Source organism: Streptomyces sp. NPDC005866 (genome assembly GCF_040629895.1).
GTDB lineage: Bacteria > Actinomycetota > Actinomycetes > Streptomycetales > Streptomycetaceae > Streptomyces.
Genome location: NZ_JBEXWP010000037.1, coordinates 1 through 17729, shown reverse-complemented (window position 1 = coordinate 17729; position 17729 = coordinate 1). Strand labels below are relative to the sequence as shown.

14 protein-coding genes and 4 pseudogenes are annotated in these 17729 nt (G+C 72.1%); 6 read left to right on the top strand and 12 right to left on the bottom strand.

Translation table 11 applies throughout. The features are described from left to right. Positions 1-10 precede the first annotated feature (10 nt). The 6 genes and pseudogenes from nrfD to ABZ396_RS37105 all read right to left on the bottom strand — a co-directional run. On the bottom strand, positions 11-964 hold the full coding sequence (gene nrfD / locus ABZ396_RS37130) for an NrfD/PsrC family molybdoenzyme membrane anchor subunit (protein WP_359186828.1): 954 nt from the start codon (positions 962-964) through the stop codon (positions 11-13). After that, positions 961-1842, bottom strand: coding sequence for a 4Fe-4S dicluster domain-containing protein (locus ABZ396_RS37125; RefSeq protein ID WP_358926802.1), 882 nt, complete (start codon positions 1840-1842; stop codon positions 961-963). Before ABZ396_RS37125 ends, nrfD begins: the two co-directional genes overlap by 4 nt. Continuing rightward, positions 1839-5084 (bottom strand): formate dehydrogenase, encoded by a 3246-nt coding sequence (fdh, locus tag ABZ396_RS37120; RefSeq protein WP_358926803.1) that lies wholly within the window; start codon positions 5082-5084, stop codon positions 1839-1841. Before fdh ends, ABZ396_RS37125 begins: the two co-directional genes overlap by 4 nt. A gap of 17 nt (positions 5085-5101) precedes the next feature. Next, positions 5102-5317, bottom strand: a complete 216-nt coding sequence (locus ABZ396_RS37115; protein WP_358926804.1) for a hypothetical protein — start codon at positions 5315-5317, stop codon at positions 5102-5104. Positions 5318-5410: 93 nt separating this feature from the next. Beyond that, complete coding sequence (locus ABZ396_RS37110) at positions 5411-6700, bottom strand: ROK family transcriptional regulator (RefSeq protein ID WP_358926805.1); 1290 nt, start codon at positions 6698-6700, stop codon at positions 5411-5413. 229 nt (positions 6701-6929) lie between these two features. Beyond that, positions 6930-7572: pseudogene (locus ABZ396_RS37105) on the bottom strand (reductase); the annotation flags it as partial. On the opposite strand from ABZ396_RS37105, the pseudogene ABZ396_RS37100 reads away from it, so the two are divergent. Continuing rightward, positions 7557-7798, top strand: a pseudogene (locus ABZ396_RS37100) (hypothetical protein); the annotation flags it as partial. The pseudogenes ABZ396_RS37105 and ABZ396_RS37100 sit on opposite strands and share 16 nt — an antisense overlap. On the opposite strand, the gene ABZ396_RS37095 reads toward ABZ396_RS37100, so the two are convergent. Further along, a complete protein-coding gene (locus ABZ396_RS37095) occupies positions 7779-8177 on the bottom strand; it encodes a DUF3592 domain-containing protein (RefSeq protein ID WP_358926806.1) in 399 nt (132 codons plus the stop codon). The pseudogene ABZ396_RS37100 and the gene ABZ396_RS37095 overlap by 20 nt on opposite strands. A 198-nt stretch (positions 8178-8375) precedes the next feature. On the opposite strand from ABZ396_RS37095, the gene ABZ396_RS37090 reads away from it, so the two are divergent. The 3 genes from ABZ396_RS37090 to ABZ396_RS37080 all read left to right on the top strand — a co-directional run bounded on the left by ABZ396_RS37090 (position 8376) and on the right by ABZ396_RS37080 (position 11985). Then, positions 8376-9656 carry an FUSC family protein gene (locus ABZ396_RS37090; RefSeq protein WP_358926807.1) on the top strand — a complete coding sequence of 427 codons (1281 nt, stop codon included), beginning with the start codon at positions 8376-8378 and terminating at the stop codon, positions 9654-9656. Beyond that, positions 9653-10678 carry a hypothetical protein gene (locus tag ABZ396_RS37085; RefSeq protein WP_358926808.1) on the top strand — a complete coding sequence of 342 codons (1026 nt, stop codon included), beginning with the start codon at positions 9653-9655 and terminating at the stop codon, positions 10676-10678. Before ABZ396_RS37090 ends, ABZ396_RS37085 begins: the two co-directional genes overlap by 4 nt. Before the next feature lie 107 nt (positions 10679-10785). Further along, entirely contained in the window at positions 10786-11985 is a 1200-nt protein-coding gene (locus tag ABZ396_RS37080; protein ID WP_358926809.1) for a lactonase family protein, read from the top strand. Here ABZ396_RS37080 and ABZ396_RS37075 read toward each other — a convergent pair. Both ABZ396_RS37075 and ABZ396_RS37070 read right to left on the bottom strand, forming a co-directional pair. Next, positions 11953-12684, bottom strand: a complete 732-nt coding sequence (locus ABZ396_RS37075; protein WP_358926810.1) for a DUF2470 domain-containing protein — start codon at positions 12682-12684, stop codon at positions 11953-11955. The two genes, ABZ396_RS37080 and ABZ396_RS37075, sit on opposite strands and share 33 nt — an antisense overlap. A 110-nt stretch (positions 12685-12794) precedes the next feature. Then, entirely contained in the window at positions 12795-13400 is a 606-nt protein-coding gene (locus ABZ396_RS37070) for a TetR/AcrR family transcriptional regulator (protein WP_358926811.1), read from the bottom strand. Positions 13401-13508: 108 nt separating this feature from the next. On the opposite strand from ABZ396_RS37070, the gene ABZ396_RS37065 reads away from it, so the two are divergent. Beyond that, the gene (locus ABZ396_RS37065) at positions 13509-15050 is read left to right on the top strand and encodes a cytochrome P450 (RefSeq protein WP_358926812.1); all 1542 of its coding nucleotides are present in this window, start codon (positions 13509-13511) and stop codon (positions 15048-15050) included. Here the strand turns inward: ABZ396_RS37065 and ABZ396_RS37060 are convergent. Next, complete coding sequence (locus tag ABZ396_RS37060; protein WP_358926813.1) at positions 15009-15851, bottom strand: pentapeptide repeat-containing protein; 843 nt, start codon at positions 15849-15851, stop codon at positions 15009-15011. The two genes, ABZ396_RS37065 and ABZ396_RS37060, sit on opposite strands and share 42 nt — an antisense overlap. Positions 15852-15893: 42 nt before the next feature. Continuing rightward, positions 15894-16430: pseudogene (locus ABZ396_RS37055) on the bottom strand (AraC family transcriptional regulator); the annotation flags it as partial. A gap of 26 nt (positions 16431-16456) precedes the next feature. On the opposite strand from ABZ396_RS37055, the gene ABZ396_RS37050 reads away from it, so the two are divergent. Beyond that, positions 16457-16981 carry an aldo/keto reductase gene (locus tag ABZ396_RS37050; RefSeq protein ID WP_358926814.1) on the top strand — a complete coding sequence of 175 codons (525 nt, stop codon included), beginning with the start codon at positions 16457-16459 and terminating at the stop codon, positions 16979-16981. On the opposite strand, the pseudogene ABZ396_RS37045 reads toward ABZ396_RS37050, so the two are convergent. Beyond that, a pseudogene (locus ABZ396_RS37045) lies at positions 16975-17545 on the bottom strand (nuclear transport factor 2 family protein); the annotation flags it as partial. The gene ABZ396_RS37050 and the pseudogene ABZ396_RS37045 sit on opposite strands and share 7 nt — an antisense overlap. Positions 17546-17729: the final 184 nt, after the last annotated feature.

The following is a 17729-nucleotide window of genomic DNA, read 5'->3' as shown; positions in this document are numbered from 1 at the left end:
GCCGCACTACCTACTCGCTCTTCTCGTTCTCGATCCGCTCCCGCTGCGGGACCACCGTGTACTTCGGGTCCTCCGCCGACGCCACGCCCGCCGCGAACACGCCGAAGCGTGTGCACGCAGAGCCGGCGAGGAGGGCGAGTCCCGAGGCGACCGCGGGCGCCCGGCGGCCACCGAGAGCGACGGCTCCCAGGGCGCCGGCCGCGGTGAGGTACCGCGCGGCCCGCAGCAGGGTGCCGGCCCGTCCTTCCCGCCAGGTCTCGGCGACCATGCCCAGCCGCCGTTCCGCTGCCCGCTCCGCCGCCGCGTCCGCCAGCGCCGCCAGCCCGGCGGCACAGCGCGCGGGTACGTTCTCGTGCGTGGGTCCGGTCACCAGGGCCATTCCGGCCGCCGCGGCCGAAGCCGAGGCACCGAACAGATAGGGCAGTTCACGGTGGGCGCCGTGCCAGGCCGGTACGGCGGTGTCGGCGGCCAGCACCCCGGTGTATGTGGCGACCGCCGGCCCGAGCAGCGCCGCGGCGCCGGTTGCCGCGCCCCCGAGCCGCGGCAACCGGCCGGTCACGGCGCTCGCGGCGGCCGCACCCGCCGCAGGCCCGTAGGCACTGAGCAGCCAGGACCCCATGCTCATCGGTGAGGTCGGCTTGAACACCCGCAGCATGTTGGCGAACCGGCTCGGCTTGCCCAGGTCGTGGACGAGCGCGGCGGCCGACAGGGAGACGGCGGCCAGCGAGGACACCTTCAGTGCGGTCGCGCTCGTCGTGCGACCGGTGAGGTGCGCGCCCGCCGCGAGAACCGATCCGGCACCCGCCAGCCCGCCGAGGAAGAAGTACCCGGCGATGTCGGGGGCGGCCCAGGACGGCGGCTTGATGACCGGGCGGCCGTAGTAGGACTGGAACTCGGCCCGGGGGACGACGGCCTGCTCACCTCGTCCGCGCCGCTTGCGTCCTGCACGGTCGGTGACGCTCATCGCCGGTTCCCTCTCGTCAGTCCCGCCAGTCCTGTCAGTCCCGTCCGCCCCGCCTTTGACGTCTTGCCGTCGACCGCGAAGCAGGCCGCCAGGCCGCCCAGCAGGGACAGGGCCGCGACCCCCGCGTGCTTCCACATGGCGGGCAGATCGCGGGTGGTGACCACGGGAGCGGGGGGCAGCCCGTACACCTCGGGTTCGTCCAGCAGGAGGAAGAACGCGCCGTCGCCGCCGACGCCGTCGTCAGGATCGTGGCCGTACAGCCGGGCGTCGGTGACCCCCTGCTCGTGCAGCTGGTCGACGCGCAGGGCGGCCCGTTCGCGCAGTTCGTCCAGGGGCCCGAACTGGATGGACTCCGTCGGGCAGGCCTTGGCGCAGGCCGGTTCCTGCCCGGCACCGAGGCGGTCGTAGCACATCGTGCATTTGAACACCCGCCCGTCGGACGGCCGTTGCTCGATGACGCCGTACGGGCAGGCGGGCACGCAGTAGCCGCAGCCGTTGCAGATGTCCTCCTGGACGACGACCGTGCCGAACTCGGTGCGGAACAACGCGCCGGTCGGGCAGACATCCAGACAGGCGGCGTGCGTGCAGTGCTTGCACACGTCGGAGGACATCAGCCAGCGCATGTCGGAGGCCCCCGTGTCCGCGGACTCGCCGTCCACCACGGGCAGTTCGGTGCGGCCGTCCGGGCGCGGCTGCTCGATGAAGGCCACGTGCCGCCAGGTGGAGGCGCCGAGCGCCTCGGTGTTGTCGTACGACATGCCGGTCAGGGAGAGGCCGTCCTCGGGAAGGGCGTTCCACTCCTTGCAAGCGACCTCGCAGGCCTTGCAGCCGATGCAGACGGAGGTGTCGGTGAAGAACCCGACGCGTTCCTCGCTCACTTGCGTACCTCCGTTCCGGTGGCCGCGGTGATACCGGCCCGCCTGCGGTATTCGGCGACCAGCTTCGGCAGGTCCGGGCCGCGCGGACGGCGGCCGGGCAGGATGTCGGCGGACAGCGCCTTGTCCTCCTGGATGTGGGCGTTGGGGTCGAGGGCGATGGCCACCAGCTCGTTGGCCGCGTCGCCGGTCGACACGCCGTTGGGTCCCCAGTGGAAGGGCAGGCCGATCTGGTGGACGGTACGGCCCTGGACGCGCAGCGGCCGAATCCGGTCCGTGACCAGCACCCGAGCCTCGACGGCGTTGCGGGCGGTGACGACCGTGGCCCAGCCGCCGTTCTCCAGGCCGCGTTCGCGGGCCAGGGCGGGCGAGACCTCGCAGAAGAACTCCGGTTGCAGCTCGGAGAGATACTCCGACCAACGGCTCATGCCACCCGCCGTGAAGTGCTCGGTGAGGCGGTGCGTGGTGACGACGTACGGGTACACCTCGGCGCCCTTCTCGTCTCCGCTCGGGTGGTAGCGGTTGCCCTCACGGGGCAGCAGCTGGCGCACCGGGTTGCGCGGGACGGACGGGTACAGGGCGTTGGGGAACGGGGAGTCCTGGGGCTCGTAGTGGGTGGGCATCGGGCCGTCCTCCAGGCCGGCCGGGGTGTAGAGCCAGCCCTTGCCGTCGGCCTGCATGATGAACGGGTCGTCGCCGCGCAGTGCGGCCACGCCTTCGGCGTCCTCGTCGGGTTCGTAATCGGGGGCGCGGTCGGGCACGAAGTCCGGGATGTCCCGGCCGATCCACCTCCCCTCCTCCGGGTCCCACCAGACGTACTTCTTGCGCTCGCTCCACGGGGTGCCGTCGGGCGCGGCGGAGGCACGGTTGTACAGGATGCGGCGGTTGGCGGGCCAGGCCCAGGCCCACTCCGCGGCCACCCAGTCCTGCTCCCACTCGGGCTTCTTGCGGGCGGCCTGGTTGACGCCGTCCGCGTAGACACCGCAGTAGATCCAGCAGCCGCAGCGGGTGGAGCCGTCCTCCTTGAGTTCGGTGTAGGCGCTCAGCGGCCCGCCGTCGGGGCCGTGGCCGCTGATCTCGGCCAGCACGGCGTCGGCGACGGGCTCATCGTGTTCCCCGCTGACCGGGTAGTCCCAGGCGAGGTCGAGGATCGGCCGGTCCATGGGGTCGGTGGAGCCGGCCAGCTTCTCCCGGATGCGGCGGCCCAGGTGGTACACGAACCACAGGTCGCTGCGCGCGTCGCCCTCGGGTTCGACGGCGGCGTGGTGCCACTGCACCCAGCGGTTGGTGTTGGTGAAGGAACCGGACTTCTCGGTGTGGGCGGCGGCCGGGAAGAAGAACACCTCGGTGCCGATGTCCTCGGTGCGCAGTTCGCCGGTCTCGATCTCGGGGCCGTCCAGCCACCAGGTCGCCGACTCGATCAGGGAGAAGTCCCGGACCACCAGCCACTCCAGGTTGGCCATGCCGAGGCGCTGGAGACGGGTGTTGGCGGAGCCCACGGCCGGGTTCTCGCCGAGCAGGAAGTAGCCCTTGCAGTCGCCGTCGAGCTGGGCCATGACCGTGTCGTAGGTGGAGTGCGAGCCGGTCAGCCGCGGCACATGGTCGAAGCAGAAGTCGTTCTCGGCGGTGGCCGCGTCGCCGTAGTACGCCTTGAGCAGACTCACGACGTAGGACCGCATGTTCGACCAGAAACCCTTCACCGTGCGGCTCGCCTCGATGAAGTTGTCCAGGTTCATGTCGGCGTGGGCGTGCGGCATCGGGATGTAGCCGGGCAGCAGGTTGAACAGGGTCGGGATGTCGCTGGAGCCCTGGATGGAAGCGTGGCCGCGCAGGGCCTGGATGCCGCCGCCGGGGCGTCCGATGTTGCCGAGCAGCAACTGGAGGACGCTCGCAGCGCGGATGAACTGGCTGCCGGTGGAGTGCTGGGTCCAGCCCACGGCGTAGACGAAGGAGCTGGTGCGGTCGGGCCCGGAGTTGGCGGTCAGGGCGTCGCAGACCTTCTGGAAGGACTCACGTGGGATGCCGCAGACGTTCTCGACCATCTCGGGGGTGTAGCGGGCGTAGTGGCGCTTGAGGATCTGGTACACGCAGCGCGGATGCTGGAGCGTCTCGTCGCTGGGGGCGCGGTGTCCGGTGCGGGCGCCGCCGGAGCCGTGCGCCTCGGCGCCCGCCGCCTTCCGGGTGCGCTCCTCGTACTGTTCGTCGGCCTCGCCCGTGGGCTGCTGCACCTCCACGCCCTCGTACTGCCAGCTGGTGGGGTTGTAGTGGGCCTTCTCCTCGTCGAGGCCGGAGAAGACGCCGTCGAGGTCCTCGGTGTCCCGGAAGTCCTCGCTGACCAGGGTGGCCGCGTTGGTGTACTTCAGGACGTACTCGCGGAAGTCCTTCTCCTCGGTCAGTACGTGGTTGATGATCCCGCCGAGGAAGGCGATGTCGGTGCCCGCGCGGATCGGGACGTACAGGTCGGCGAGGGCGCTGGTGCGGTTGAAGCGCGGGTCGACGTCGATGATCGTGGCGCCGCGCAGCTTGGCCTCCATCACCCACTGGAAGCCGACGGGGTGGCACTCGGCGAAGTTGGAGCCCTCGATGACGATGCAGTCGGAGTGCTGGAGGTCCTGCATGAAGGTGGTGGCGCCGCCGCGCCCGAAGGAGGTACCGAGGCCGGCGACGGTGGAGCTGTGGCAGACCCGGGCCTGGTTCTCCACCTGGACCACGCCGAGGCCGGTCAGCAGCTTCTTGATGAAGTAGTTCTCCTCATTGTCGAGGGTCGCGCCGCCGAGGCTGGCGATGCCCATGGTGCGGGCGGTGCGCATGCCCTCGTACTCCCATTCCCAGGTCTCACGCCGGGTGCGGATCACGCGTTCGGCGACCATGTCCATCGCCGTGTCCAGGTCGAGGGGCTCCCAGCCGGTGCCGTGCGGCCGCCGGTAGAGGACCTGGTGTTCCCTGGCGGGTCCGGTGGTGAGCTGGAGGGTGGCCGAGCCCTTGGGACAGAGGCGGCCGCGACTCACCGGGGAGGCCGGGTCGCCCTCGATCTGGACGACCTTCTCGTCCCGGACGTAAACCTGCTGGCCGCAGCCGACCGCGCAGTACGGGCACACCGACTGCACCACGCGCTCGGCGCTCTCGGTGCGCGGGCGCAGGTTCCCGGTGTACGACGACTTGGCGGCCGCGCCCCGGCCGGTGCGGTCGGGGCCGGTGAGCTGGCGGTAGACGGGCCAGGAGCGGAGTCGGTCTGCGAGGGTCATGGCTGTCCCTCCCGCGCTCAGGCCGACGGCTCGTCGGGCAGCGGATCCTCGGGGTGTACCGCGCCCGAGCGTGGCGCGCCCCGGGGTCCCGTGCCGGCCTCGTCGGTGTCGGGGATGTCGGCGCCGGGGTCCTTGTCCGGCCCCTCGGCCGCGTCCCACCGGTCCTTACCCGGGCCGGCCTGCTGGTCCTGCAGGTCCCGGGGCACAGGCTTGTCGCCCTGCTTCTCTCCCACGGTGTACTCCCCTCGCGGCGTCGTTCCAGGCGTCCCGTTCCCGCGTGTACCGCGGCGGGAGATTGCGAAACGTCCGGCGCGCCCCGGCCGGGATCAGCGCGGGGTCCGCTCCGCCAGTGCCGTACGCCAGGCGGGGAGCCGGTCCTCGGTCGCCGGTTCCGCGCGGCGGCCGCCGCGGCTGAAGAAGTCGGCGAGGGGCAGGATCGCGGCCCCGACGGTGACGGCGTCCGGGCCGAGCCGGCCCAGGTCGATGGTGACCTGCTCGGCGGGGTGGCGCAGTGCGTACGTGGTCGCGTACCGGCGTACGGCGGGCAGGAAGCGGGCGCCGAGCTGGAGGCCGGCCCAGCCGCCGATCAGGATCCGCTCCGGCTGGAAGAGGTTGATCAGGTCGGAGAGGCCGGCGCCCAGGTACTCGGCGGTCTCCTCCAGGACGGCGAGCGCGATCGGGTCGGGCTCGGTGCCCTCGGGCGGGTAGGCGGCGGCGAGCATCGCGGTGAGCGCGGTCTCCTCGTCGGTGCCCTCGGCCGGACGGCCGCCCTCCTCGCGCCAGCGGGCGAGCAGCGACTCGGCGCCGGCGTACGCCTCCAGGCAGCCGAGCGCGCCACAGCGGCAGCGGCGGCCCCGCACCCGTACCGTCAGATGGCCCCACTCGACGGCCCGGCCGTGCTCCACCTCGGCGGTGACCAGACAGGCGCCGACGCCGGAGCCGAACAGCACCACGACCGCGTTGTCCGCGCCGCGCCCGGCGCCGAACCACATCTCGGCCTGGCCCAGGGTCTTGGCGCCGTTGTCGATGAAGTACCGCACTTGTTCGGGGAGTTGGCAGCCGGAGCGGAGCAGGGCCTCCAGCGGGACGGCGTCCCAGCCGATGGTCTGGCCGTGCACCACGGCACCCCGGTCGGCGGTGGGCTCCACGATGCCGGGGACGCCGACCCCCACGCCGAGCAGCAGCTCGGGCGAGGCCCCCTCGGTCGCGAGGACCTCCGCGATGCCGTCGCGGATGTGGCCGACGATCACCTCGACGTCGTAGCCCTGCTGCTCCAGCGGGCGCTCGACGCGGGCGAGTTCGGTGAGCGTGAGGTCGAACAGCTCCACCCTGACCCGGGTCTCGCCGACATCGACGCCGATCATGTGACCGCTGTTCGGGGCGACGCGCAGCAGGGTGCGGGGGCGGCCGCCGTCGGAGTCGACGCTGCCGGCCTCCTCGACCAGGCCGTCGGCGACCAGGTCGGCGACCACGTTGCTGACCGAGCCGGAACTCAGGCCCGTGGCCGGGCCCAGCTCGAAGCGGCTGAGGGGGCCGTCGAAATAGAGCCGCTGCAGTACGGCCGTGCGGTTGGCCCTCCTGAGGTCGCGTACCGTGCGCCCGTTCCGCCCCGCCATGTGGCTCCCTTCACGAACCCTGCCCGACCTGCAACATACTCCTTCGGGCGGCGGGAAGCGATATTTTCCCAACCCTTAGTTCACGCTATGAGCTAAGGCTTTCATCAGGAGACGTGAGCACCGTGGGGCCACGGGTTGTGCGCGGCTGCCGGCCGAAAGGCATTGGTCGCGCGGTTCCCCGCGCCCCTTGCGGGGCGCTCCGGCCGAGGGGGCCGATCAGGACCCCCCCGTACACATCCTCCACATAACGGCCGTCCGCCACCAGGGAGTTCAGCCATTCTCCGGCATCTCCGCCGGCCGTCCGTTCCCGGTACATCGTACGGAACGCCTCCCGCACGCCCGGGCCATCCTGCTGGCGTCGCCGCAGACGTACACCCGGGCTCCGGCGCCGAGCGGTGCCCAGACTTCGTCGGCCTCGGCGGCGATGCGGTGCTGGACGAAGGTGCCCGCCGTGCTGAAGGCCGGGCGCGGCGACACGGCTCGGGCGGTCTCGGCGCCGCGGAGTTCCTCTGCGTGCAGGAAGTCGGCGCCGGGGGCGTCGCAGCCGAAGTAGCAGAGGGCGGGACGGAGTTCGGCGCCCGCCGCGAGCGCGGCGGTGCGGTCGGCGACGGCGCCCCGGAAGGGGGCCAGGCCCGTGCCCGCGGAGATCATGACGACCGGTGCGCTGCCGTCGACACGAAAGGCCTCCCGGCAGGGCTGGACGCGGACGAACAGCGTGTCGCGGGGGCGCAGCGTCGCGAGGTGGCCGGAGCCGGTACCGCGGTAGGTGGCCTTGCCGGAGCTGGCGGGAACCTCCGGTAGGGAGATCATCACAGGTCGGCGTGGTGGGGGTCGACGGCGGGCGACGAGGAGATCGAGTAGTGGCGCGGCTTCCGCCCGCGACCTCGGTCTGAGCAAGGACGGCGTCATTACCGTCTGCGCCACATGTCGGCCCGCTGGAGCACGGCCAACCGCACCGAACTGGTCGCCCGCGCCTACGCCTCGGGCGTACTGACCGGCGTCTGGCCGCCCGTCCCGGCCGGGCAGGCGGTGCCCGCACCCTCCGGAGCTCCGAAGCGGGTGAGGGTGCGGCGGACCATCAGCTCGTCACGGCGATGAGCACCCCGGCTCCCAGAAAGACAGCCCCACCGAACATGAGGAACACCAGTGGTCCCACCACGTGCCGCCACATGCGTACCCGGGCGATCCGTGGGTTCGCCGCGAGGTAGACGACCTCCACCTGCCGTCCCGTCGCCAGCCCCATGCCGGACCCGTGCATGCGCGGCGAGAACTGCACGCGGTAGCCCAAGCGGTCCGTGAAGGCGATGACCGGGATCCACTTCGGCCCCTCGCTGTCGTTGGTGCGCACGTTGTCCACGACGACTCCCCAGGTGTGCAGCCCGTGCCGGCGCAGCCGCCGTACCACCGCGCCTTCACGTACCGCGACCCCGAGGAGTCCGAGGCCCGCCACCGTGCACAGCACCGAACCGAAGTTCAACGTTCCAACCCTTTCGCCCGGCCCGTCCGTTCAACACCTCGGGAGCAGGAGACGCGTCGGCCTGGTGTTCGGTTGCGGGTGCCGGGGCGCGACCTTGGTGAACCCTCCGTAGTCCACCCTGGTCATCCAGCCACCGGCGCCCGAGTGATCCGTGGAAAACACGTTCGACGTGACGCACGAGTGGGAACAGGCCAAGGGATGCCAGACGTACGTAAGTGGACCAAGGGTCTGCCGCAACTGCTGCGGCGCCGTCGGGACCCGGTGGTCGTCCAGACGCTGCGCTCGGCCGCCGCGGCCACGATCGCCTACGTCCTCGCGCTCCGTCTCAGCCCGGAACCGGCACCGCTGACCGCCCCGCTGACCGCGCTGCTGGTCGTGCAGGTGACCCTGTACGCCACCCTCACCAACGGTTTCCGCCGGGTCAACTCGGTGGTGGCCGGTGTGCTGGTCGCCATCGCCTTCAGCCAGCTGGTGGGGCTGACCTGGTGGAGCCTGGCCCTGCTCATCGTGGCCTCACTGGCGGTGGGGCGTCTGGTGCGCGTCGACGAGTACGTGCCCGAGGTGGCGATCAGCGCCATGCTGGTGCTCGGGGTCACGACCATCAGCAGTACGGCGTGGGCGCGGATCGTGGAGACGCTGATCGGCGCGGTCGTCGGGATGGCCTGCAATCTGCTGCTCCCTCCCCCGGTGTGGGTGGACGAGGCGGGGGAGTCGATCGAGGGCCTGGCCCGCCGGCTGCGGCAGCTGATGCTGCGGATGGGCGAGGAGGCGTCGGGGATGACGCCGTGGCGGCAGGCGGCCGAGCGGCTGCACGAGGCCCGCCGGCTCGACCACGCCATCGTCGAGGTGGACGCGGCCCTGCGGCAGGCCGAGGACAGTCTGCGGCTCAATCCCCGGGTCAAGGAGGGCCTGCTGCACCGGGTGGTGCTGCGCACCGGTCTGGACACGCTGGAGATCTGCACGGTCGTGCTGCGCGTGCTGGCCCGCACCTTCACCGACCTGGCCAAGGCCCGCGAACCCGAACCGCTGTTCGCCCCGGACACCGGGGCGGCCGTGGAGCAGCTGCTGTCCCAGATCGCCGACGCCGTGGTGAGCTTCGCGGTGCTGGTGACCACCAGTATCAGCGAGAGTGCCGAATCGGCCGAGGCCCGGCTCTCCGCCGAGCTGCACACCGCGACCGGCACCCGCGACAAGCTCGCCGACCTGCTCCGGGACGAGGCCTGCCGCGACGACCGGAACTGGCAGCTCCTGGGAGCCGTCCTGACGGAGGTCAACCGGCTCCTCGACGAGCTGGACACCGAGCACCGCACCCGCCGTCTGCTGGAGGAGCTGGACCGCGTCTCCGGCGAGCAGCGGGCCAAGCGGCCGTGGCTGACCTGGCTGCGGGAGCGGGTCGGCGTATCGGAGCGGCTGCTGCGGAACCGGCCGGGTGATGCGGGGCGTTCTGAGTTCAGAACGGGGAAGGGAGCACGCCCATGACCGACACGGCGGTACGGATCGACGGGAACACACTGCGGTTGCCGGGCGGGGTGGCGGTTCGCTTCGTGCGCACGCTGCGGCTGCCGGAGACGGGGACGCATCCGCTGCCGCCGGGGCTCGGCGAGTTCCCGCTGCGTCGGGTCAGCGACTATCCGGACACGGTCCCGGCCGGGTGGCGGGCGCGTGGCGGTGTGATGCTGCCGGTGTATCTGCGCGAGGCGATGTGGCTGAGCTTCGCGGGCACGGTGGAACCGGCCGCCCTGCAGGTCGGCGTCGGCAAGGTGTGCGCGGTCTGCGGCGAGCCGTGGCGCGACCGGCTGTCCCGGAAGCCGCAGAACTACCTGAGCCTGCCCCGGCAGCCCTGGCTGGACGGCATCAACTCGGGGAAGGGCACAGTCCGCCAGTTCGTGGCGGTGCCGCTCGGTCTCGGCGCCACGGTGGAAGGGCAGGTCACCGGCGAGGAGGTGTGGGGCGGAGTGCAGCTCCAGTCCTTCGCGCTCAAGGAGAGGCCCCTCGCCGACTGGCGCCACGAGGAGCGGCTGCGGCGGGAGCGGACGCCCGCGGCGGGAGCGCCCGGCGGCTACGGCGCGGCACTGCCGATGATGGCCGCCGCACCCGACGCCGCCCCGCCCGCCACCTCGGCCGCGATGGGCCTCGGGGTCGGCGGCTCGATGCGCCAGGAGGTCTACCAGGACGACCGGCCGCTGCGGGACTGGGCCGACAGCCCCGCCGGCCGGATCTTCGTGCACCTGGTCACGCCCCCGGAGTGGCGCCGCATCACGGACGAGGCACCGCCGCCGTCACCGGTGGACCGGGCGGCGTACACCCGCGCCGGACTGCCCTGGTACGACTACTACGACCAGGACGCCCAGGATCTCGCCCCCACGGACGCCCTGGAGACGGTCAAGCCGGTCGGCGACTGGCTCGGTGACGACCTGGAGCCCTGGCAGCAGCCGTCCCAGGGGCAGGTGATCCCCCTGAAGGACACGCCCGGCAAGCCGGTGGAGGATGGCGACTGGTAACAGTCGTTGCAACTTCTGCAACGGCCGTTGCCCGTCTTGCCTTCGACCACGTGCCCGCGCCAAGGTTGCTGTGACGACCGAGGCGACCGACGACCTGAGGTGCGGGCATGGGCAGTGGTACGCAAGCGACGCGCGGCGGCTGGAGCAGGCGCCGGTTCGTCGGCGCGGTCGCCGGCGCGGCGGCGGTGGTGGCGGTCCCGGCACCGGCGGCACCGCCCGAGGAGACGCACCCGGCACCGCGCCCGGCGGCCGAGTCCCCGACGAAGCGGCGGGCCGGTCCCCGCCCGCTCTACCTCGGCACCTACACCTCCGTGGACGGCGGTGGCACCGGCATCGGCCTCGCCACCTACGCCCCCGAGAGCGGTCGGATCACCGGCACCGGCACGCTCACCGGCGTCGCCGACCCGTCGTATCTGGCCGTCCATCCGAACGGCCGCACGCTGTACGCGGTGAACGAGCGCCCGGACGGTGGTGTGACCGCCGTACGGCTGGCGGACCGGAAGATCCTCGGCAGCCGGAGCACGGGCGGGGCCGGCCCCTGCCACCTCTCGGTGCATCCGAGCGGCCGCTGGCTGCTGAGCGCCAACTACACCTCGGGCAGTGTGGCCGTCCATCCGATCGAGGCCACGGGCGCCCTCGGTGAGCGCACGGACCTGGTCACGCACTCGAGCCCGCCGCCCGGCCCCGGCCAACAGGGCCCGCACGCCCACCAGGTCATCACCAGCCCGGACGGCGGCCATGTCCTCGCCGTCGACCTGGGCACCGACACGGTCTACAGCTACCGTCTCGACCTCACGAAGGGCAGGCTCACCGAGGTCGCCCAGGCCCAGACCAAGCCGGGGGCCGGCCCGCGCCATCTGACCTTCCATCCGGGCGGGCGGTACGCGTACCTGGCCAACGAGGTGGACAACACGATCGCGGTGTGCGGCTATGACCCGGCCGGCGGCCGCCTCTCGATCGGCGATCCACAGTCCACCGGCAGCAAGGCGGGTACCACCAACTACCCCGCCCAGATCCTGGTCACCGCGGACGGTGCCTACGCCTACCTGGCCAACCGGGGCGACAACACGCTCGCGCGGTACGCGGTCGAGGCCGGCGGGGCCCGGCTGCGGCTGCTGGACACGGTGCCGGTGGAAGGGGACTTTCCCCGGCAGATCGCGTTCTCGCCGGACGGCGGGCTGCTGTTCGCGTCCAACCAGCGGTCCGGCACCGTGAGTGTCTTCACCGTCGGTCCGCGCGGCGGTGAACTCCGGCTCGCGGGCGCGCCGTTCGCGTCACCCGTCGCCGTCTGCGCGCTGCCGCTGTAGGGTCCGCGGGCAGGAGGCGGCGGCACTGGCCTGGGCCAGCAGGACATGCACGCGTTCGGTGAGCTGGGCGATGTCGTCGGCGGGCGCGTGGAAGGTCAGCCGTACGTCGCCGTGGGCGCGGGTGCGTTCGATGCGCAGGGTCAGTCCGTGCCGGTCCACGGCGAGGGGCTGGACGCGGGTCGCGGCGTGCAGGCTCTCGGGCTCGACCAGCCTGGTGAGCCTTTCGACGGCGTCCGGGTGGGCGCCGGCGAGGTGGGTCAGCAGTCCGGCCTCGGCGCCGGCCAGCGGGTCGGGGTGGGCGGCGGCGAACTCGTCGAGGTCGACGACGACCGCGCCGGAGGGCCGGCGCAGCACCACACGGGTGGGCTGGAAGACAAGGTGCTCGTCGGTGGGCACGAACCAGCCGGCCATCCACAGCCGGGCCCGGATCCGGTTGCGCACCGGCACGGGCGCCACGTCGGCGAACTCCAGCACCGCGGACGGCTCGCCGCGCGGGGCACAGATCGCGGCCGCGAGCAGGGCACTGTCTTCCGGCACGTGCAGCAGCACCCGGCCGTCGTCGGCGACGGAGTGCGCGCCGACGAACTCCTCGCGTCCGCCGTCCGCGGTCACCATGCACGACCACGCCGTGGCCAGCAGCGACCGGGCCTGTTCGGCCGCGCCGGGCCCGGCCGAACAGGCTGCCTGTTCGTCACCCATCCCAAATCTCCTTAGGTAAGCCTCACCTAACTTATCGGAGATCGTGGAGTACGCCAAGCACGGAGCGCGTCACGTGCGTGAGAACAGGGTGAGGAAAGGGACCGCGTCGCTCAGGAGATGACGCCCAGCAGCGCCCGCGCACACAGATCCCGCATCTGCTCCCGCGTCAGTTCCTCGGTACGCAACCACTCCAGGCAGACATGGGTGGTGAAGGCGAGCCAGCCGCGCACCGCCAGCCGGGTGTCGGGACGCCGTTCGAGAGCGGGACCGAACTCGGGGTCGGCGGCGAGCGCGGCGAGGATCTGCCGCTCCTGGGCGGCCTGGGCCTGCCGGTACACACGGCGCACGGCCTGGTCGCCGGAGGCCTCCGCGCGATGGAAGGCACGGAAGCCGTGCGCGTGGGTGTGGACGTAGTCGAGGTAGACGTCGAGGCCCGCGGCGAGCTGCTCCCGGGCGGGCACCCCGGGCTCGGCCGCCGTCATCCGCAGCATCCGCTCACTCTCCCGCTCCACCACCGCGGCGAAGAAATCACGCTTGGTGGGGAAATAGTGGTACAGCAGACCCCGGGATACACCGGCGATCTCGGCGACCTGCTCGATCCACACCTCGTCGTACGGACTCTCGGAGAAGAGCCTGGCCCCGACCGAGAGGAGCTGCTCACGGCGTGCCGCGGTACTGAGTCTGCGGCGGCTGCGCTCACCTTGGTTCGCGACCATGCCCGCACTTTACTTGACGTTGGTTCAACAACAGGATGAGACTGAGTCCGCCTATTGAACCCACGTACAACTAGCTCAACCTGCCGCAGTACCTAGGGAGATCGCGTCATGGCGGAGACGGCCACGCAGACGGAGCCGGGGCCGGACGGCCCGCTGCCGAAGGGGTTCCGGAGCGCCGAGCAGGGCTGGCCCGAGCTGCACCGGATACCGCACCCGCCGCACCGGCTGCCCCTCCTCGGCGACGTCCTGGGCGTCGACCGGCACAAGCCGCTCCAGGACTCGATGCGCTTCGCCCGGCAGCTGGGCCCGATCTTCCGGCGCCGGGCTTTCGGCAACGAGTTCGTGTTCGTGTGGGGCGCCGGACCGGCCGCCGACATGGCCGACGAGTCACGGTTCGCCAAACACGTGGGCCTGGGGGTCGCCAACCTGCGCCCGATCGCCGGGGACGGCCTGTTCACGGCGTACAACCACGAGCCGAACTGGCAGCTGGCGCATGACGTCCTGGCCCCGGGTTTCAGCCGGGAGGCCATGGAGGGCTATCACGCGATGATGCTGTCGGTAGCCGGCCGGCTGACCGGCCACTGGGACCGGGAGCTGGCCGCCGGCCGCTGGGTCGACGTGGCCGGGGACATGACCAAACTGACCCTGGAGACGATCGCCCGCACGGGGTTCGGGCATGACTTCGGCTCGTTCGAGCGGGACCGGCCGCACCCCTTCGTGACCGCGATGGTCGGCACGCTCACCTACGCACAGCGCCTCAACAGCGTGCCCTCACCGCTGGCCCCGCTGCTGCTGCGGCAGGCCGCGCGGCGCAACGCGGCCGACATCGACCACCTCAACCGCACGGTCGACGACCTGGTCGCCGAGCGGCGCAGGACCGGCCGCGGGGAGGGCGATCTGCTGGACCGGATGCTGGAGACGGCCCACCCGGAGACCGGGGAGCGACTGTCCGCCGAGAACGTACGACGGCAGGTGATCACCTTCCTGGTCGCCGGCCACGAGACCACCTCGGGCGCGCTCTCCTTCGCCCTGCACTACCTCTCCCTGCACCCCGAGATCGCCGCCAGAGCCGCCGCCGAGGTCGACCGCGTCTGGGGCGACACCCCGGCGCCGGGCTACGACCAGGTCGCCAAGCTCCGGTACGTCCGCCGGGTCCTCGACGAGTCGCTGCGGCTGTGGCCCACGGCCCCCGCCTTCGCCCGCGAGGCCCGCCAGGACACCGTGCTCGCCGGGGACCATCCGATGCGCCGGGGCGCCTGGGCCCTGGTCCTGACCCCGATGCTGCACCGTGACCCGCAGGTGTGGGGTCCGGACGCCGAGAGCTTCGACCCGGACCGCTTCGAGCCGAAGGCGGCACGGGGCCGGGCCCCGCACGCCTTCAAACCGTTCGGCACGGGTGCGCGGGCCTGCATCGGCCGCCAGTTCGCCCTGCACGAGGCGACCCTGGTCCTCGGCCTGCTGCTGCGCCGCTACGGCCTGAAGGCCGACCCCGGCTACCGGCTGCGGGTGACCGAGCGGCTGACGCTGATGCCGGAGGGGCTGCGGCTACGGCTGGAACGGCGCCGTCCCGCCCCGGCGCCGGTGACCGTACCGGAGGACGCACCAGCCTCAGCGGGCGACGGCTGTCCAGTGCACGGGGCGGGTGACTGACTCCGGCAGCCGGGTGCCGGCACCGCCCCGGGCCGAGTCGAGCTGTGGCTGGGTCAGGAAGAACGCGCCCGTGAGGTCCGCGCCGGTCAGATCGGCGTCGCGCAGGTCGGCACCGATCAGGTCGGTGTCCCGCAGGTCGGCGCCGGTGAGATCCGCGGCGATCAGACAGGCCCCGCGCAGGCTCGCACCACGCAGTCCGGCGCCCCTGAGCCGGGCACCCATCAGGTCCGCGCCCCGGCGGTCCCGCTTCCGGCCCCGCACGCCCGCGCGAGCCAGTTCGCTGGTGCGCAGCAGCAGTACGTTGACCTGCTGCCGGTGGGCGGCCACGTCCAGAACGGCGAGTTCCTCGGGTGTCTGACCGGTGAGTTCCTCGGTGGTCTCCAGCAGCTGTCTCAACTCGCCGTGGACCGGGCGGGCGGCGGGCAGGCCCAGCGCCTCGGTGAGGTACCAGAGCAGTTCGTGCAGCTGCCGTACGACAGAGAACGCGTCGAACATCCGGCGGGCGTGCTCATCGGACCCGGTCCGCCAGTCCTGCCCGCCGAAGGTGACCTGCGAGACCCGCTGACCGGCACCGAAGCAGTCGTAGACCGTGCAGCCGGTGAACCCCTGCTGCCGCAGCTCGGCATGGATACCGCAGCGGTGGTCGCCGCCGAGGTTCCGGCAGGGCTTCCCGGCGGGCTTGCTGACCGCGAAGTCGGCCGAGGCGGTGAACGGCAGAGCGACGCAGCACAGGCCGAAGCAGCGGGCGCAGTCCCCGCGCAGCGTCCGCAGCCGAGACCGTTCGGATATGTGTTCTGGCATCCGTCCAGCGTACTGACCTGTGCGGCCGCGCTCAGACGCGGCTCAGACACTCTCCGGGCGCTGGAAGACTTCCTCGTCGGCCCCGCGCAGCCGGGCCGCGTCCACCCCCGGAGGCCGGCCGAACTGGCGCCGGTACTCGCGGCTGAACTGGGAGGCGCTGTCGTAGCCGACCGCATAGCCGACGTCGGCCACGTCCTCGGTACTGCTCATCAGGCGCAGCCGGGCCTCCTGGAGGCGGATGTGTTTCTGGTACTGGATCGGGGTCATCGCGGTGACCGCCCGGAAGTGCCGGTGGAACGGGGAGGCGCTCATCCCGGAGAGCCGGGCGAGGTCCTCGATGCGCAGCGGGTCGGTGAAGTGGTCACGGATGAAGCGGACGGCCCGGCCGATCTGGGTCAGTCGGCTGTCGGCGAGCCCGATCTGCCGGACCAGCGCGCCCTGCTCGCCGCTGATCAGCCGCCACAGGATCTCCCGTTCGACCATCGGGGCGAGGACCGGGATGTCAGCGGGCCGGTCGAGCAGCCGGACCAGCCGGACCGCGGCGTCGACGAGCTCCGCGGAAGCGTCGCCGACCGCGAGGGCGGGCAGATCGGTAGGACGGCGTGATGGAGTACTCGCTGCTGGAGCGCACCATCGAGGGCGAGCTGATCCCCCTCGCCCAGGACGCGGGGATGGGTCTGCTGCCCTGGAGCCCGCTCAAGAACGGCTATCTGTCCGGCAAGTACCGCAGGGGCCGGACCGCACCGGGCGATACCAAGCGGTCGGCCGTCATCGGGCAGCCCACCGACGACCAGTTCGCCGTGATCGAGGCCCTCGGCGCCGTCGCCGACGAACTCGGCGCGAGCCCCGCCGCCGTGGCGCTGTCCTGGGTCCAGAACCGCCCCGGCGTCACCTCGACGCTGATCGGTCCGCGCACGCTCGGCCACCTGGAGGCGAACGTCACCGCACTCGACGTACACCTGGCACCGGAGCAGACAGCGCTACTGGACGAGGTCTCGGCCCCGGCCCTCGGCTTCCCGCACTCCCTCAACGGCCGGATGGGCGCGATGCTCAAGTACGCGGGCGCCACGGTCGACGGGGTGCCCAGTACGGTCTATCCGCCGCTGCTGGAGAGCACGGCGCGCTACTGAACCGGGGTCTCACCGGGGCGCTGTTCGTGAGAGGGCTCAGGGCGGTCCGAGGCCGGGTCCTCGTCCGGTCGTACATGGGTGAGCTTGGCCGGGTTGGTGACGACGTAGACGCCGGAGACCTGGTCGCCGTCCGGGGTGAGGTCCATGACCATCACGGCGTACGGGGAGTCACCCGTGAACAGCACCGCCGCGTCGTCGCCGTTGACGCGACGGTAGTGGACGTCCAGGTCCCCGGCGCGCCGTGTGGCGTAGCCGGCCAGCATGCGGGCGGCCTTCTCCCGGCCGTGGACCGGGCGCAGCCCTGCCGCCTGCCGCACGCCTCCGCCGTCGATCCAGACGGTCACGTCGGGGGCGAGGATCTCCATGAGGGCGTGGATGTCGCCTCCGAGGGCGGCCGAGACGAACCGCTCGGTCGCCTCCCGCCGGACGCGGGGGTGGGCGCGGTAGCGGGGGCGGCGGGCGTGGACATGGGCGCGGGCCCGGTGGGCGAGCTGACGTACCGAGGCGGGGCTGCGGTCGAGCATGCCGGCGATCTCGGTGTAGGTGGGGATAGCCGAACACCTCTTGACATCCTCCCCCTCTTAAAAGAGGGGGATTCCAGCCCATACGGGCTTAGGTTCACGGACACTCGACCGACGTGTGGGCGGTGTTGTCCCTCCGGCACCGGCTGAGCGCCGGGGGCGGGGAATCCCGCCCTGTCCTGCCGCGACGTTGGTTGCTGCGTTGGTGTCCGCGTTGCAGGTGAAGC

Excerpts from the sequence above, each read along its gene's own strand:
- nrfD (WP_359186828.1), bottom strand. The coding sequence starts at position 964 with ATGAGCGTCACCGACCGTGCAGGACGCAAGCGGCGCGGACGAGGTGAG.
- fdh (WP_358926803.1), bottom strand. The coding sequence starts at position 5,084 with ATGACCCTCGCAGACCGACTCCGCTCCTGGCCCGTCTACCGCCAGCTC.
- ABZ396_RS37110 (WP_358926805.1), bottom strand. The coding sequence starts at position 6,700 with ATGGCGGGGCGGAACGGGCGCACGGTACGCGACCTCAGGAGGGCCAAC.
- ABZ396_RS37090 (WP_358926807.1), top strand. The coding sequence starts at position 8,376 with ATGCCAGACGTACGTAAGTGGACCAAGGGTCTGCCGCAACTGCTGCGG.
- ABZ396_RS37085 (WP_358926808.1), top strand. The coding sequence starts at position 9,653 with ATGACCGACACGGCGGTACGGATCGACGGGAACACACTGCGGTTGCCG.
- ABZ396_RS37080 (WP_358926809.1), top strand. The coding sequence starts at position 10,786 with ATGGGCAGTGGTACGCAAGCGACGCGCGGCGGCTGGAGCAGGCGCCGG.
- ABZ396_RS37075 (WP_358926810.1), bottom strand. The coding sequence starts at position 12,684 with ATGGGTGACGAACAGGCAGCCTGTTCGGCCGGGCCCGGCGCGGCCGAA.
- ABZ396_RS37070 (WP_358926811.1), bottom strand. The coding sequence starts at position 13,400 with ATGGTCGCGAACCAAGGTGAGCGCAGCCGCCGCAGACTCAGTACCGCG.
- ABZ396_RS37065 (WP_358926812.1), top strand. The coding sequence starts at position 13,509 with ATGGCGGAGACGGCCACGCAGACGGAGCCGGGGCCGGACGGCCCGCTG.
- ABZ396_RS37060 (WP_358926813.1), bottom strand. The coding sequence starts at position 15,851 with ATGCCAGAACACATATCCGAACGGTCTCGGCTGCGGACGCTGCGCGGG.
- ABZ396_RS37050 (WP_358926814.1), top strand. The coding sequence starts at position 16,457 with ATGGAGTACTCGCTGCTGGAGCGCACCATCGAGGGCGAGCTGATCCCC.